General features: G+C 46.3%; 18 protein-coding genes and 1 pseudogene. 17 read left to right on the plus strand and 2 right to left on the minus strand.

Annotated features, from left to right (window positions below; all coding sequences use genetic code 11):
• Positions 1-14: 14 nt before the first annotated feature.
• Both HQ393_RS17390 and HQ393_RS17395 read left to right on the plus strand, forming a co-directional pair.
• Positions 15-314: a hypothetical protein gene (locus tag HQ393_RS17390; RefSeq protein ID WP_179358312.1), complete on the plus strand. Its 300-nt coding sequence runs from the start codon at positions 15-17 to the stop codon at positions 312-314.
• Between the two features lie 117 nt (positions 315-431).
• On the plus strand, positions 432-1,538 hold the full coding sequence (locus tag HQ393_RS17395) for an AI-2E family transporter (RefSeq protein WP_179358311.1): 1,107 nt from the start codon (positions 432-434) through the stop codon (positions 1,536-1,538).
• A 210-nt stretch (positions 1,539-1,748) separates the two neighbouring features.
• Here HQ393_RS17395 and HQ393_RS17400 read toward each other — a convergent pair whose 3' ends face one another.
• On the minus strand, positions 1,749-3,368 hold the full coding sequence (locus HQ393_RS17400) for a methyl-accepting chemotaxis protein (RefSeq protein WP_179358310.1): 1,620 nt from the start codon (positions 3,366-3,368) through the stop codon (positions 1,749-1,751).
• 74 nt (positions 3,369-3,442) lie between these two features.
• Positions 3,443-4,282 carry a PhzF family phenazine biosynthesis protein gene (locus tag HQ393_RS17405; protein WP_179358309.1) on the minus strand — a complete coding sequence of 280 codons (840 nt, stop codon included), beginning with the start codon at positions 4,280-4,282 and terminating at the stop codon, positions 3,443-3,445.
• 106 nt (positions 4,283-4,388) lie between these two features.
• Between HQ393_RS17405 and ppc the strand changes: the two genes are divergently transcribed.
• The 15 genes and pseudogenes from ppc to HQ393_RS17465 form a co-directional block, all read left to right on the plus strand.
• Positions 4,389-7,145, plus strand: coding sequence for a phosphoenolpyruvate carboxylase (gene ppc / locus HQ393_RS17410; protein WP_179358308.1), 2,757 nt, complete (start codon positions 4,389-4,391; stop codon positions 7,143-7,145).
• Between the two features lie 278 nt (positions 7,146-7,423).
• Complete coding sequence (locus tag HQ393_RS17415) at positions 7,424-7,675, plus strand: hypothetical protein (protein ID WP_179358574.1); 252 nt, start codon at positions 7,424-7,426, stop codon at positions 7,673-7,675.
• Positions 7,676-7,799: 124 nt separating this feature from the next.
• Positions 7,800-8,159, plus strand: a complete 360-nt coding sequence (locus tag HQ393_RS18185; RefSeq protein ID WP_246308023.1) for an FAD-binding protein — start codon at positions 7,800-7,802, stop codon at positions 8,157-8,159.
• A complete protein-coding gene (gene murB / locus HQ393_RS17420) occupies positions 8,099-8,818 on the plus strand; it encodes a UDP-N-acetylmuramate dehydrogenase (RefSeq protein WP_246308024.1) in 720 nt (239 codons plus the stop codon). Before HQ393_RS18185 ends, murB begins: the two co-directional genes overlap by 61 nt.
• Positions 8,819-8,971: 153 nt before the next feature.
• The gene (locus HQ393_RS17425) at positions 8,972-10,087 is read left to right on the plus strand and encodes a hypothetical protein (RefSeq protein WP_179358575.1); all 1,116 of its coding nucleotides are present in this window, start codon (positions 8,972-8,974) and stop codon (positions 10,085-10,087) included.
• Positions 10,088-10,172: 85 nt separating this feature from the next.
• Positions 10,173-10,490, plus strand: a complete 318-nt coding sequence (locus tag HQ393_RS17430) for a hypothetical protein (RefSeq protein ID WP_179358576.1) — start codon at positions 10,173-10,175, stop codon at positions 10,488-10,490.
• Positions 10,491-10,501: 11 nt separating this feature from the next.
• Positions 10,502-10,651 carry a PEP-CTERM sorting domain-containing protein gene (locus HQ393_RS18075; RefSeq protein WP_179358577.1) on the plus strand — a complete coding sequence of 50 codons (150 nt, stop codon included), beginning with the start codon at positions 10,502-10,504 and terminating at the stop codon, positions 10,649-10,651.
• 2 nt (positions 10,652-10,653) lie between these two features.
• Entirely contained in the window at positions 10,654-11,067 is a 414-nt protein-coding gene (locus HQ393_RS17440) for a hypothetical protein (RefSeq protein ID WP_179358578.1), read from the plus strand.
• Between the two features lie 11 nt (positions 11,068-11,078).
• Positions 11,079-11,513 (plus strand): nucleoside-diphosphate sugar epimerase/dehydratase, encoded by a 435-nt coding sequence (locus HQ393_RS17990; RefSeq protein ID WP_179358579.1) that lies wholly within the window; start codon positions 11,079-11,081, stop codon positions 11,511-11,513.
• 36 nt (positions 11,514-11,549) lie between these two features.
• A complete protein-coding gene (locus HQ393_RS17995; RefSeq protein WP_308419951.1) occupies positions 11,550-11,993 on the plus strand; it encodes a sugar transferase in 444 nt (147 codons plus the stop codon).
• 19 nt (positions 11,994-12,012) lie between these two features.
• Entirely contained in the window at positions 12,013-12,129 is a 117-nt protein-coding gene (locus tag HQ393_RS18000) for a sugar transferase (RefSeq protein ID WP_308419953.1), read from the plus strand.
• A 15-nt stretch (positions 12,130-12,144) separates the two neighbouring features.
• Positions 12,145-12,336: a hypothetical protein gene (locus HQ393_RS17455; protein ID WP_179358580.1), complete on the plus strand. Its 192-nt coding sequence runs from the start codon at positions 12,145-12,147 to the stop codon at positions 12,334-12,336.
• Positions 12,337-12,768: 432 nt separating this feature from the next.
• Positions 12,769-13,026 (plus strand): hypothetical protein, encoded by a 258-nt coding sequence (locus tag HQ393_RS17460; RefSeq protein WP_179358581.1) that lies wholly within the window; start codon positions 12,769-12,771, stop codon positions 13,024-13,026.
• 137 nt (positions 13,027-13,163) lie between these two features.
• Positions 13,164-13,265, plus strand: a pseudogene (locus HQ393_RS18080) (polysaccharide export protein EpsE); the annotation flags it as partial.
• A gap of 60 nt (positions 13,266-13,325) precedes the next feature.
• Positions 13,326-13,821, plus strand: a 496-nt coding sequence (locus HQ393_RS17465) for an SLBB domain-containing protein (protein WP_246308025.1), incomplete at its 3' end; no start/stop codon positions are given.

Consider the following 13,821-nt stretch of genomic DNA (forward strand, 5'->3'; position numbering starts at 1 on the left):
CTTGGAGCTAGGTTATGGCCATACAATTATTAAGTTTGGGTGTGATTGGGGTTCGATTATTGGATCGTATTTTGACGTCCAATGCGACCTATCCAGAAGAGCTGGCAGATCAGATTGTCGATGAAATTAATTTGTATCTCAGCCGCGCCCCTGAGGCAGAAAAACCCATGTTGTTTAATTTATCTTGCGAAGTGCACGAGGCACTTTCTGATCGCTTTGGCCGGGTGGATTCTCCGCAAGTGCGTCTGGATATATCGCAAATGATGGGGCTTTTGGTGTATCGGGCCAAAATGAGCGCAGGGCAAGGCCGCTGACTTCTGCTGATTGATTTCTAATGTGGCTTAATTACTTTGCAAGCTCGGTTTGTCACCTTGCATTCCTTTTTTTCCGCTATTCTCTGCCTACCTAATTCTCTAGCTGTAATCATCCCAATGAAACTGAAAACTTCCGATTTGATCGAGCCTCTGGTGGCGCTGGGGGCTATCTTTTTACTGTGTTTAACAGTTTTTTCTATCATGAAGCCCTTTTTGGCCGCCAGTTTATGGGCCGCTATATTGGTGCTGAGTACTTGGAAACCCTATTTGTATTTGGTTGAAAAGTTAAACGGCCGCCGAGCTTTGGCGGCAATTTTAATGTTGCTCACCTTGTGCTTATTTATTTTGCTGCCTGTGATTATTGCAGCGAGCGATTTTGCAAATGTGGGTGTCAACTTTATTAACCAAGTGCGTTCTAGCTTTGATGCTGGATGGCCTGCGCTGCCAGATTGGTTAACGGGCCTGCCTTTGGTTGGTGAAAAGGTCAATGAGTTCTGGGTCGGTTTGGGGGCACATGATGCAAAAACCATGGCGATGATCCGTGGCTTTATTGGTCCAGTTACCGAGTGGGTTATCTTTTTGGCGGGGCAAGTCGGCGGTGGCATGGTGATGATGCTGATGAGTCTTTTCATCGCATTTTTCATTTATCAAGATGGTGAACATATTCGCGAGTGGGTACGGGGGCTGATGGAGCGGGTTGCGGGTGAGCGAAGTACCGAACTCTTAGCGGTGTCAGTGAATTCCACCAAAGGCGTAGTCTATGGTTTTTTGGGCACCGCGGTAGCGCAAGCGCTGCTTTCATGGATTGCATATGTCATTGCGGGTGTCCCCAATGCGATGTCCTTGGGTTTTGCCAGCTTCATTATGGCTTTGTTGCCGGGTGGGCCTGTTTTGTTGGGTTTGCCTGCAGCGGCTTGGTTGTATCATCAAGGTGATGTGGGTTGGTCAATCTTTTTGGCGGCGTGGATGTTAATTGTCGTGAGCTCAGCCGATAATGTGATTAAACCCATACTGATTGGTAAAGGTAGCAACCTGCCATTTATTCTGATCTTGTTTGGTGTGTTGGGTGGCGCTCTGGCCTTTGGTATGTTGGGCGTGTTTATTGGCCCAGTGTTATTGACGATTTTCTATGAAATAGCACGCAATTGGGTCTTGCAACCAAGTTCATTGCCACCTGAAGCAGTAGTGGGTAACTCAACCGACGTGTCCAATATCAAAAACTAAGTCAATATTCGGATCACGTTGAAGCTGGATAGGGAAAGCCACGGTAATCTTGCCGTGGCTTTTTTATTTGGCGGGTATATCTCTGAGATTTATTATTAAATATAATCTTGATTGTATACGGTGGGGGAGTATTTAGTCGGGGGAATGTCCCCCGCAATAAAAAAGCCTGCTATAACAGCAGGCTTTTTTCAGAAGAGATGATGCTGCAATTTATAGTTTAAATTTCTGGACCAAGCTGCCTAGCTGGCTGGACACAGATTTAATCGATTGCGCAGCACCCACCGTGCCTTGGGCTGCGGACATCGTGCCGCTGGATGATTGAGCCACTTCGTCCACATCATTGCGAATTTGCATGCTGGCTCCGACTTGCTCGGATAGGGCATTACCAATGGCGCCCACTACAACGGAAGTGGCCTCGGTTTCATGTCTAATCGCTTTAACTGCTTCGCCACCTTCTTTTGCTTGGCGTATCCCTTCTTTCAATTGCACAAACATGTCATCCATGCGGCTTTTGGCGTTCTGACCACTGCCTTGTACTGCAGTGATCGTTTGGCCAATTTCTTGCGTGGCGGCACTGGTACGTTCTGCGAGTTTGCGAACTTCATCGGCAACTACCGCAAAGCCACGGCCCATATCCCCCGCGCGTGCCGCTTCAATGGCGGCGTTAAGCGCGAGCAAATTGGTTTGATCGGCTACATCGCGAATCACCGCAATGACGGCGGAAATACTGGCTACGCGATCAGCAAGATCATCAATACTGCTTTGTGTATCGCCCACGGCCAATTCAATATCGGCAAACCGATTGACTGCGGATGAAATGACATTCAAGCCTTTGGCTGAAATCTGTGTGGCCGATTCGCTTTGCTGGCGCGCGGTCGTTGCTTGTTCGGCTGCTGAGCGAGTTTGTTCAGCAAAATGCTCGGCGGTTTGTGCAATACGCGTGGCGGCGTGACCTTGCGCCTCGATCAGACGGTTGCTGTCTTGCGCACGCGAAACGATGTCATCGCTGGTGTGGTGTAAGGTCGTCACGGCTTGTGAAAGCTGGGTTAAGACGCTGCGCAATGATTCACGCATCCGCAAGACTGATCCATAGATACTCTGAGGTGAAGCGCTAGAAAGCTCACGACTTTCTTGCAAATTACCGTCGGCAACCGCTTGCACTAATTTAAGTACTTCAGCTGGTTCGCCTCCCAAATCTTTGAGGATGCGACGCACGGTGGTGAGCATAAAGAAGGCCACAATGGCTGCCACGGCTAAACAGATCATAACTTCCCAGCGAGCTGCGCTCCAGAAGCGAGCATCCGCTTCGGCTTGGCTCACACCGTTGCCAACAATCCAACCCCAGCGCGGCGTTTTTTGCGCTACTGAAAGCAGTTCCACCACTTTGCCATCGCGCTCGGATGTCCAAGGGTATTCTGTGAGTGCGCCGCCAGATTTTTGCAGAGCCGCAACAGCGAGTGCGCCGACGCTGCCGCCTTTCGAGTCTTTAAATTCATTAAAGCTGGTGCCGTGCAATTGAGGGTCGAGCGGGGTGGCGACAAAATTTAATTTTTCGTCGGTGACATAGACATACTCAGATTTGTGATATTTATTTTCGCGCAAAATCTGGGTGGCAATGGCTTTGGCTTGGTCTTCTGGAATCTTGCCACTGGCGGCCATATTCTCAAGTTGAACAATGGTGAGGTAGGTACTGGTCATCAATTGTTCAATGCGGGCGCGATTGTCTTTGGCGCTCATCTCGCGCATGGTGCCTAAACCCACAAACATGACGGCAATGAGTGCAATTAAGACACCGATAGAGAGTGCCCAAGCTTTTAATTTTAATGACATGTTTATTGCTCCTGCGGCAAACAAGCGAGAGTTCAAGATTGTTATGAAAGGTACTATTTAATATTAGATTTGTCTTATGTTGTGAGTTCTCCCGCCCCTAAAAGCATCACTTTGCCCTTTAGATGTAAATCCAGCTTTGTATCAATTTGTAGATAAATCACGGATAGGCGGCTAATTAATCTTTGTATGGTGTGGCCTTGTTCGATCCTGATATTGAAGGGTAAACGCCCACCTTGTGCCAGATATGCGCTGCCTAAATTTAGTGCCGCGGAGCCCGCGCCAAAATCTTCATAAATTCCAAAATGATCCGCAACAAAGCTACGCAGCGTAATTAAGTCGTTATCGGCGTTCCAAATCACCGCTTGAGGATTTTGTTTGGGGCTTTCTGCATATTCGGCCAGTAACGCTGGATGAGGATGGGCTTGGAGTACTGTTTGGCGAGATTTAACTTGCACCAATAGCTGCTCGACACCGGTGTCGACAAATTGCAGAGGTGAGAGAATTTCACGTGCATCGATACCCAGTGCATGTGCGATTTCGACTTGCCCTCTGGATGCGGGTCGAGTTCGACCTGCCGAGCTTACTAAGGTAATGCCATCGGAATGTTGATTGAGCTGATAGCTACCCGTTGCGCAATGCAACTGAATTTGTGGGCTGATATGGTGCGTAAAACAAACGGCGGCTGCGCCCAAAAGCCCTTTGCCTGAAAAGGGGAGTTCATATTGCGGATGAAAAAAGCGAGTTTTTCCGCTTGATCGCTCTACAAAGGCAGTTTCGCTGCCATTCATCTGGTAAGCCAGCATTTGCATGGTGTGTTCGTCGGGCCATTGCGCCAAATCGAAGACGACTAATGGGTCGCCAGCTTGCGCTTTTTCAGCAAAAACATTGAGCAAATTAAAAGGGTAACGAGCCATGAAATTTTCCGTTGAAAGTTTCTGCTTGAATCAGCGGCAGAGATTGTGAGTTTTTGGTAGAATGCTCAAAATTTTTCCGTCTTGAATTTGCCGAAATTGGATTGCCATGTCTGTGATCGAACCTCTTGCTGAAAAGGATCTTCCGCTTAAGCGTGATTTGGACCTACTCGCCGCCTTGTTGTCTGACACTATTCGCGAACAGGCCGGTTCGGCCACTGCTGAGCAGATCGAATCGATCCGTGAGCTTGCATTTCGCTACGTTCAGGCTCATGACCCTGAAGCAGGTAAGGCGTTAGCGCGCTCTTTATCTATTTTGGATATGCCCACCACGATGGCTTTGGTGCGTGCATTTAGCTATTTCTCGCACTTATCCAATATAGCAGAGGATTTGCACCATAATCGCCGTCGTCGCGTACACAAAATTGCGGGTTCAAAACCGCAACGTGGCAGTATTGCTGCCGTACTCGAGACATTGTCTGAGCGCAATGTAAAACCATCAGAAATGTTGGCGATGTTGGCTGATACATTGATTGCGCCAGTAATGACTGCGCACCCAACAGAAGTAAAGCGCAAGACGATTTTGGAATGTCACCGTGCATTGGCTGATTTGCTGACTCAGCGCGATCGTAGTCAAATGACGCCAGAAGAAATCGCCGCCAATCAAGAGGCGATGGAACGTGTCATGCTCACTTTGTGGCAGACGCGTGAAGTTCGTACTGTGAAGCTGACCGTACAAGATGAGATCGAGAACGGCGCAACTTATTTCCGTAATACCTTCCTGCATGAGATTCCACGTCTGTATCAAGATATGGAAGATCGCCTGTCTGAAATGACTGGCGAACAAGTTTCATTGCCCAATTTTATTCAAGTCGGTAGCTGGATCGGCGGTGACCGTGATGGCAATCCATTTGTGACTGCTGACGTTATGCGCTATGCCGTATCGCGCCAAGCAGGTGTTGCGCTTGATTACTACTATCAGCAATGTTTGAAGCTCGAAAGCGAGTTGTCGATGTCGACACGCTTGGTTCAGGTCGATCAAGATCTGTCAGCGCTGGCAGCGACTGCAACTGATGATGTAGTGCGTAAAACTGAAGAGCCATATCGCTTGGCTGTGACAGCAATTACGTCGCGTATTTTCGCAACTGCGATTCAGATCGGCACTTTCCATCACCAATTGCGTGATGTGGCTCATGCTCAGCCGTACGACAATGCAGAGCAACTTGCAGCCGATTTGGCCATTATTGCTCGTTCATTGAAAGCGCATGGCGCTGCTAAATTGGCCGGTGGTCGTCTGCGTCGTCTGCAACGTGCTGTGTCGGTATTTGGTTTCTTCCTTGCTCCGATCGATATGCGCCAGTTTGCTGGTTTGCATGAAAAAATGATCAGCGAGTTATTCAATCGTGCAGGCCTTGAAGAATACATGTCGCTGGATGAAAACAGCCGTCGCGTGGTGTTGCTGCGCGAATTGGCAAGTCCACGTCCACTGATTTGCCCGCACGATGTTTCATACAGCCCAGATGTTCAGCAAGAGCTGGATATCTTGAAGGCGGCGGCTGAAATTCAAGCGCGCTACGGTGAAGCGGTATTGCCAAACTACATCATTTCCAACTGTGCATCAGTTTCGGATATGTTGGAAGTGGCGGTCTTGCTGAACGATGTGGGTCTGGTGTCATTGGCGCCAACCGTACGTAGCAAAGTCAATATCATTCCTTTGTTCGAAACCACAGGTGATTTACGCGCCAGTGGCGAGATCATGACCGCATTGTTTGCGATTCCACAATGGCGTCAATTGCTGACTTGCCGTGGGGATGTGCAAGAAGTAATGTTGGGTTATTCGGATTCGAATAAAGACGGTGGCTATTTGACTTCAAACTGGGAGCTCTACAAAGCAGAGTTGACCTTGGTTGAAGTGTTCAAAACTGCGGGCATTAAACTGCGCCTGTTCCATGGTCGCGGTGGTACTGTTGGTCGCGGTGGTGGCCCTGCTTATGACGCCATCTTGGCTCAGCCGCTGGGCTCAGTGAATGGCCAGATTCGGATTACCGAGCAAGGTGAAGTGATCACAGCCAAGTATGCGGATCGCGAAGTCGGTCGCCGTAACTTGGAAATCTTGGTGGCTGCCACTTTGGATGCCAGCTTCCCTGTGCCCTACGATACCGATCCAATGCCACGTCGCGCTTTGATGGAGCGGTTGTCGAACGCGGCTTATCGTTTCTATCGTGACTTGGTGTACGCGACGCCTGACTTTATTACGTATTTCCTTGAAGCAACGCCGATCAAAGAGATTCCAAACCTTAATATTGGTTCTCGCCCGTCTGCGCGTAAAAACACCAGCAGCATTTCCGATTTGCGCGCGATTCCATGGGTATTCTCATGGTCGCAGTGTCGTCTGATGTTGCCAGGTTGGTATGGTTTTGGTGCGGCCATTAGCGAGTATCTGGCTGAGGCGGGTGATGAAGGTTTGCAAACCCTCAATCACTTGTACAAAACATGGCCGTTCTTCCAGACCACCATTTCTAATATGGAAATGGTGTTGGCTAAATCGGATATTGCAATCGCAGCTCGTTATTCAGAATTGGTGCAAGATCAAGATGTGGCTAAACGCATTTTTGGTCGCATTAAAGATGAATGGCAGCGTTCGGTCGATGCGGTATTGGCCATTACTGGTCATGAAAAACTGTTGGGCGATAACCCGATGTTGGCACGCAGCTTGGATAATCGTTTGCCTTATCTGGACCCGCTCAATCACTTGCAAGTTGAATTGCTAAAACGCATTCGCGCGGGCGATGACAGCGAAGAATTGCGCCACGCCGTGCATTTGACAATTAATGGCGTGTCAGCAGGTTTGCGTAATAGCGGCTAAGCACGCATCATTGGTTTAAACCCTATAAATTTAAACTGATGTGAGGAGCCACCAATGAATCGATTGAAATCACTGATTTTACTCGGCTCGCTGGTGGCTTTTTTTATGCCTGCAGTTTCTGCTGCACTCCCAAGTCATTTGGCGATAAGGTAGAAAATGCGCTGGTTTGCCGCAGCGAATGGTCCACCGAATTCTGGCGCAATTACTTTCGACAATATCTGAATCAGCCAGTACGAACTTGGGGTGAGGCTGAATGGTTTAATGCACAAAAGGCCGATTTGGCCGGTAATCCGGCGGAAGAGGTCTTTGTAAACTTACCCGACTCGGGCGCTTTGATGGTCGGTGCCTTAATTAAGAAGCCACTGGCTGAAGTTAAAAAAAATATTGAAACGAGACTAGGTGTGAGCTTCGTGGCATTGGCTGGTCCTTATCCTCGCTGGTTGTCGAAATTTGGTAGTGTTTTGGTCGAAGTGGGGCCAGAAGAGACTAAATGGTATTGCGCACGCTGGAATCTAGGTAATCGGCCTTGATGTATTGCCATGAAATCAAGTAATTAAGTGCTTCTTGATTGTATACGGGATTGGGGTATATTTTCTTCCAAAGCCTAAATAGCTAGTAGATAATGTCGTTTTGCCGATCACTTGCATGCGACTCATGCCACAAATCCAATCACACTATCCACTGACCTCCTTAAATACTTTTGGCCTGCAATCAGTTGCCGAGTATTTCATATCGATCGAACAGCCTCAGCAGTTGCTTGACTGCATTGCTGACCCCAAAACTAAATCAATTCAATGGTCGATTTTGGGAGGCGGATCCAATCTCATTCTGCCCGAGCTGGTTCATGGGCTGGTGCTGAAAATGGACCTCAAAGGGCGACAGCTCACTCATGAAGATGAAGAATATTGGTATATCACCGCGGCTGCAGGTGAGAACTGGCATGAGTTTGTGCAATGGACCTTGGAGCAAGGTTGGGGGGGGCTCGAAAATCTATCATTGATCCCAGGACTGTAGGGGCATCTCCAGTCCAAAATATCGGTGCCTATGGTATTGAAATTAAGGATGTATTTCATTCATTAACTGCGATTCATCTAAAAACTGGTGCGCAAAAAGAATTTGCTAGGGAAGAGTGCTGTTTCGCTTATCGAGATAGCGTTTTCAAGCATGAAGGTTATGGCGACTGGTGCATTACTGCCGTGACGTTTCAGTTGAGGAAGCGGTACGAAGCTAAAACCAATTATGGCGATGTCGCACAGGAATTGGAAAGACAGAGCTTGCAAGCCACTGCCAAAAATATCTCAACCGTGATTAGCCAAATCCGGTTACAGAAACTTCCTAATCCAGCAGAAATTGGCAATGCGGGCAGTTTTTTCCAAAATCCAATTGTGAGCCAGGAACTTGTAGGTGAGTTGGTCGAGCAATATCCTGCACTCGTCAAGTACAAGGTGAGTGAAGAAACTTATAAGCTAGCAGCAGCCTGGTTGATTGAGCAGTCAGGTTGGAAGGGCCGTGCATTGGGCTCTGTTGCGATGTTTCAACGGCAAGCGCTAGTGATGGTGAATCTGGGGGATGCAACGCAACAACAGGTGAAGTTGTTATCGGAAGCTGTGAGTAAGGATGTTTGTGCGAAGTTTAAGGTCAATTTAATGGTTGAGCCTATTTTTTGGGGCTAAATCCAGAAAAAACTGTATAAGTATGTGCCTATATACTGTTTTTTGTTGTAGCAGCACTTTAATCTCAGTGATGATAGAATGCATGCGAATTGGATGAGTTGGCTACGTCAGCTTTTGTTTTTTTGTTCGTATGTTATGTGTAAGTGAGATTTTGTGTTGAAAGCATCGTTATCGATAAACCAGTTGTGGCTATTCACCGCGATGGTCACATCCTTCTGCTTTGCGGCTTATGATGCAGACGACACCTTAAAGTTGAATGCCGCAATTGATTATCGATATGACGACAATGTATTTTTGCTACCAAATAGCTCTAGCAATAGCATCACCCGTGAATATGGGCAGCGTGGTGATTCAAGCATAGTTGCATCTGTGGGCGGGCGCATTGATGTGCCGCTTTCGCGCCAAGTTTTGTATGTCGCAGCTAATGCAGCTAGGCAGCAATATTTGAAGTTTGATGAGCTTAATTACACCTCTTGGAATGGCCAATTAGGCTGGAAATGGCAGGTTGGCAGTCAGTTTTCTGGTGATTTGAATGCGCGCGCCAGTTACAGCATGAATTCGTTTGAAGATGTCCGTAATGGGATCATCGACATGATTAACGATAATAGTGCGAGCTGGAATGGAAATTGGCTATTTAGTAGCAACTGGGCTTTGCTTGCAAATATTGGTTACGATGAACAAACACATAGTGATTTGAAATATCAAGATGCAAGGGTTGTCAATTACGGACTGGGTGTGCGGTTTAATACCGATAAAGGCTCGGTGATTAGTCTGATTCACCAATGGCAAGACTATAGCTATCTCAGAAACTTATTTTTGCCCGCCGATAAACGCGGATATCATGAGCAAAATACGCGCTTGTCGCTGCTGTGGCCTGTAACTGCTAACTTGAATCTCACTGCGAATGCTGGATTAAGTAGCTGGAAATCAAAAGCAGATACGGCTTCAACCGAGTCAAAACCACAAGGCGATATAGGTTTTAATTGGCAGATTACCGATAAGACAAAAGTAAGTGCTGGCGTTGGTCAAAACTTTGAGCAATTTAATGATGGTGCTGGGCGCAATCTAGAGCGCACTGCTTATTTCTCTAGCGGATGGGCTATGACCGAAAAATTGTCATGGTTATTTAATTTTAATTATCGTCAACAAGAAAGAGAAAGTACTCTAGGCATTAATGGACGTAAGCAAAATTACAACACCACGAGATTAAGTGCAGCATATCGACCAATACGTAGTGTGTATCTATCAATCCTTATTTCCAATATATAACAAGCAATGTGGATAAAGGCCTTGATGATTACGATGATGCGCAAGCAGGTGTATTTGTGCGCTATGACTATTAAGAGGGATTATTATGAAGACGATAAGTTGTATTTTAAGTCTAATTATTGCTAATTCAGCCTTTGCTGCAATTAGTCAGCCTGTTACTGAGCTGAACGATCCACTGATTCGGGTATTAGGTGGTAACCAGCGTAATGGCGTAACGGCCATTGAACAAGTGTTTACAAATGTGACGCAGGGATTAGGTGGGCAATATCAAACGGCACGAACTATTTCGATGCATGATTCTTTACCATTTGCACAAGGAATAGGCGTCAAATATCAAGCTTTAATTCACGAGCTCTCGGAGTTGTTCCGAGCACGCCGGGGGGCGCTGTTCCGCCCGCAGTGATCGTTCCTCCTGTGATCACAATTCCACCTGTAAGTGTAATTCCGCCAAGTGTTGAAAAGCCGGTAGCACCAGTTACCCCTGTGCCAGAACCTGAAACGTTGGCGCTGATGGCGATGGGAGTAACTATCTTATTAACCCGACAGTTGAAAAAAGCGAAATAAACGTGCATCAAGATGATCACACCCATTTGATGAAAGCAACAGAAATTGGGTTATTTGACAATTATATTGAGCGCCCTAGCTTATTGGGGGATCGCTTTCGAGAGTTCTCGAACGCTGCGCCCATGGTTAGTTTTTTTAAGCTCTTTTTAGACCCGATTTTGGTTGTCGCATGTTTGTATGCTTTAAGCGTGCCGTTTCAGATTGCTACTGATGGACATGAATTACTGCTCGCTGCATTTGCTTTTTTGCTAACAGCATTATTGTTGGATGGTGTTTTCCTTTTTGTGCCTGGATATTCACGCCCTTTGCTGGGGGTTGGGCGATTTTCACTCGAATGGTTAGCTGTGGTTGTTAGCCTTACTTTGCTCGGCGACTATCGGGATTTGATGATTATTTTTACCCACCATTTATCCTGACTTGGTTTTGGTTGCGCCAGTATCGCTATTGGTTACGCATGCTATGTTTCGGGTTAGTGCTCAGGCCCGATGGCGATAAACGAGCAGATGCAAAGAAAGTAATCATTATTGGAGCCAACCAACCAGGATTGGTGTTGGCAAAAAATATGCAGGAGCATCCATTCCTAAAAATGGATTTTGTCGGCTTTTTTGACGACCGTACGGAAGATCGTTTACCGAATGTGCAAAAAGGCAAATTGCTTGGTGGGTTAAAAGAAGTTAATAGCTATGTCAAGGCACATAATATTCAGCAAATTTATATCTCTTTACCGATGACGGCTCAGCCGCGGGTAGTCGATTTGTTGGAGCAATTGCAAGATAGTACGGTGTCGATTTATTTTGTTCCTGACTTATTGTCTTTGACCTCATTAATGCGCGCTTTGACAATGTGGCCGGGGTGCCGGTAGTTTTGTGAAAGTCCATTTTTAGGTATGAATGGTGTCGTGAAGCGAATCACTGACATTATTTTGTCCTTGTTTATCTTGAGCTTGATCTGGCCAATATTGTTGGCGGTCGCTATTGCGGTAAAAATCACTTCGAAAGGGCCTGTATTCTTTAAGCAAAGACGCTATGGCGAAGATGGTCAAAGTGTGTTGGTGTATAAATTCCGGTCGATGAAAGTCATGGAAGACGGGGATAAAGTAACCCAAGCCACGAGAAACGACAGCCGTTTAACGCCGATTGGTGGGTTTATTCGCAAAACGTCATTGGATGAATTACCACAGTTTATCAATGTGCTTGAAGGCAAAATGAGTATTGTCGGTCCTCGCCCACATGCAAATGCACATAATGAGCAATATCGACAGTTGATTCGTGGTTATATGATTCGGCATAAAGTTAGACCGGGTATTACCGGTTGGGCGCAAAGTGAACGGCTACCGCGGTGAAACTGATACACTGGAAAAAATGCAGCGCCGGGTTGAATACGATCTTGATTATTTACGCAATTGGTCTGTTTGGTTGGACGTAAAGATAATTTGGCAAACTGCAACAATGATGTTCCGCGATCGGAATGCATTTTAAATTAGGATGATCACAATGAATGTAAAACCACTGGTTCTTGCTGTACTGATTGCATGTTCATTGACTGCATGTAATGACAAAGATGAAAAAAAATCGCCAAGCCAAGTATTGGCTAAAGTAAATGATGCAGAAATTACCGTGCATCAGTTGAATTTTGTCTTGGGCCAAATTCCAAATGCACAAGCCTCGCAAAACAACAAGTACTAGATCAACTCATTGATCAAGAATTATTAGTACAAAAGGCTCTGAACTTAATTAGATCGCGAGCCCAATGTATTGCAAGCCATTGAAAATGCGAAACGACAATTCTGGGCTGCGGGCGTGTAATCGGAAAACCAACTGAGCCATCAAAATCAGCCATTGATGATTTTTATGCAAAAAACCCCGCGTTATTTGCCGAGCGTAAAAATTATGAATTTGTCACATTTGTACTCGACAAAGCCTCATACAATGATGCCGTAGCAAAATCACTAGATACCGCAACAACGGCAGCACAAGTTAAATCCGCCTTGGATGCGCGCATATTCAGTTCACTACCAATGAAACTGCACGTGCAGCTGAACAATTGCCAATGGCTATGCTGCCAAAATTTGCTGCGATGAATATGGGTGATATTTTGGCGCTGCAGAAGGTGACAAAATGGTCTTGTTGCAATTGAAAGCGACAGTACCAGCTCCAATAGCACCAAAAGAAGCAGAGCCAATGATTAAACGTTATTTAGGTAATAACGAAGCCCAAACGCAAGCTGAGGCAAAAATGAAAGCATTGAAAGGTGCAGCTAAGATTGAATATTTACAGCGTTTTGCATCTGAAACGGCACAAGCACCTAAACCAAATGCAGAAGCAGGCTCGGCGACGGATGAAAGTCTTAAAGCAGGTTTGAAAGGGTTGAAATAATGCGCAAATCTTTTTGGTGTAGCTTTATGGTTTTGCTTCTTAACCATGATTAGTACTTTAGTTTTGGCTGCGCCGAAAGGGGAGTACGTATTGGGCGCGGTGATGTCGTCAAGATTCAGGTTTATGATCATCCAGATCTGACGACCGAAGTACAACTCAATAATGAGGGTTCTTTAGCTTTCCCTCTCATTGGCGAAGTTAAATTAGCTGGGCTGGATTACACCGAAGCAGAATCATTAATTAGCAAGAAACTGAGCGCGGGTGGCTTTATTAAAAAGCCAAACGTCAATGTATTGATTGTGCAATATCGCAGTCAGCGCGTTGCTGTTTTGGGTGAGGTGAATAAACCTGGCCGTTATGCACTAGATAGCTCTACTGATTTAATTGATTTGCTTGCGATTGCTGGCGGTATTAACCCGATGGGGGGCGATACTGTTGTTGTGTTACGAGGCGAAGAAAAACTGGAGTTTCAACTCAGTTTACTTACTCAGTTAGCAAATCCAGAAAAGCGTACCATCCGCATTTTAAATGGTGACACCTTGTTTGTGCCACGAGCCAAGCAGATGTATGTATATGGCGAAGTTAATCGCCCTGGTGCATTCAAGCTCGAGCCAAAAATGACTGTGATGCAAGCTTTGGCAGTTGCCGGCGGTTTTAATAATCGTGCAGCAAAACGCAGTGTAGAAATCCACCGAGTAGATGCAGACGGTAAGTTAGAAAAGACCGATGCAAAAATTAACGGACTTACTGCGAGAGAACGATACGGTGTTTGTGCAGGAAAGTCTGTTCTAAGTC

This window comes from Chitinibacter bivalviorum (assembly GCF_013403565.1).
In the GTDB taxonomy this organism is placed as follows: domain Bacteria; phylum Pseudomonadota; class Gammaproteobacteria; order Burkholderiales; family Chitinibacteraceae; genus Chitinibacter; species Chitinibacter bivalviorum.

Excerpts from the sequence above, each read along its gene's own strand:
- HQ393_RS17395 (WP_179358311.1), top strand. The coding sequence starts at position 432 with ATGAAACTGAAAACTTCCGATTTGATCGAGCCTCTGGTGGCGCTGGGG.
- HQ393_RS17430 (WP_179358576.1), top strand. The coding sequence starts at position 10,173 with ATGAAGACGATAAGTTGTATTTTAAGTCTAATTATTGCTAATTCAGCC.
- ppc (WP_179358308.1), top strand. The coding sequence starts at position 4,389 with ATGTCTGTGATCGAACCTCTTGCTGAAAAGGATCTTCCGCTTAAGCGT.
- HQ393_RS17405 (WP_179358309.1), bottom strand. The coding sequence starts at position 4,282 with ATGGCTCGTTACCCTTTTAATTTGCTCAATGTTTTTGCTGAAAAAGCG.
- HQ393_RS17460 (WP_179358581.1), top strand. The coding sequence starts at position 12,769 with ATGGTCTTGTTGCAATTGAAAGCGACAGTACCAGCTCCAATAGCACCA.
- HQ393_RS18185 (WP_246308023.1), top strand. The coding sequence starts at position 7,800 with ATGCCACAAATCCAATCACACTATCCACTGACCTCCTTAAATACTTTT.
- HQ393_RS17390 (WP_179358312.1), top strand. The coding sequence starts at position 15 with ATGGCCATACAATTATTAAGTTTGGGTGTGATTGGGGTTCGATTATTG.
- HQ393_RS17455 (WP_179358580.1), top strand. The coding sequence starts at position 12,145 with ATGAATGTAAAACCACTGGTTCTTGCTGTACTGATTGCATGTTCATTG.
- murB (WP_246308024.1), top strand. The coding sequence starts at position 8,099 with ATGGACCTTGGAGCAAGGTTGGGGGGGGCTCGAAAATCTATCATTGAT.
- HQ393_RS17400 (WP_179358310.1), bottom strand. The coding sequence starts at position 3,368 with ATGTCATTAAAATTAAAAGCTTGGGCACTCTCTATCGGTGTCTTAATT.
- HQ393_RS18000 (WP_308419953.1), top strand. The coding sequence starts at position 12,013 with ATGCAGCGCCGGGTTGAATACGATCTTGATTATTTACGCAATTGGTCT.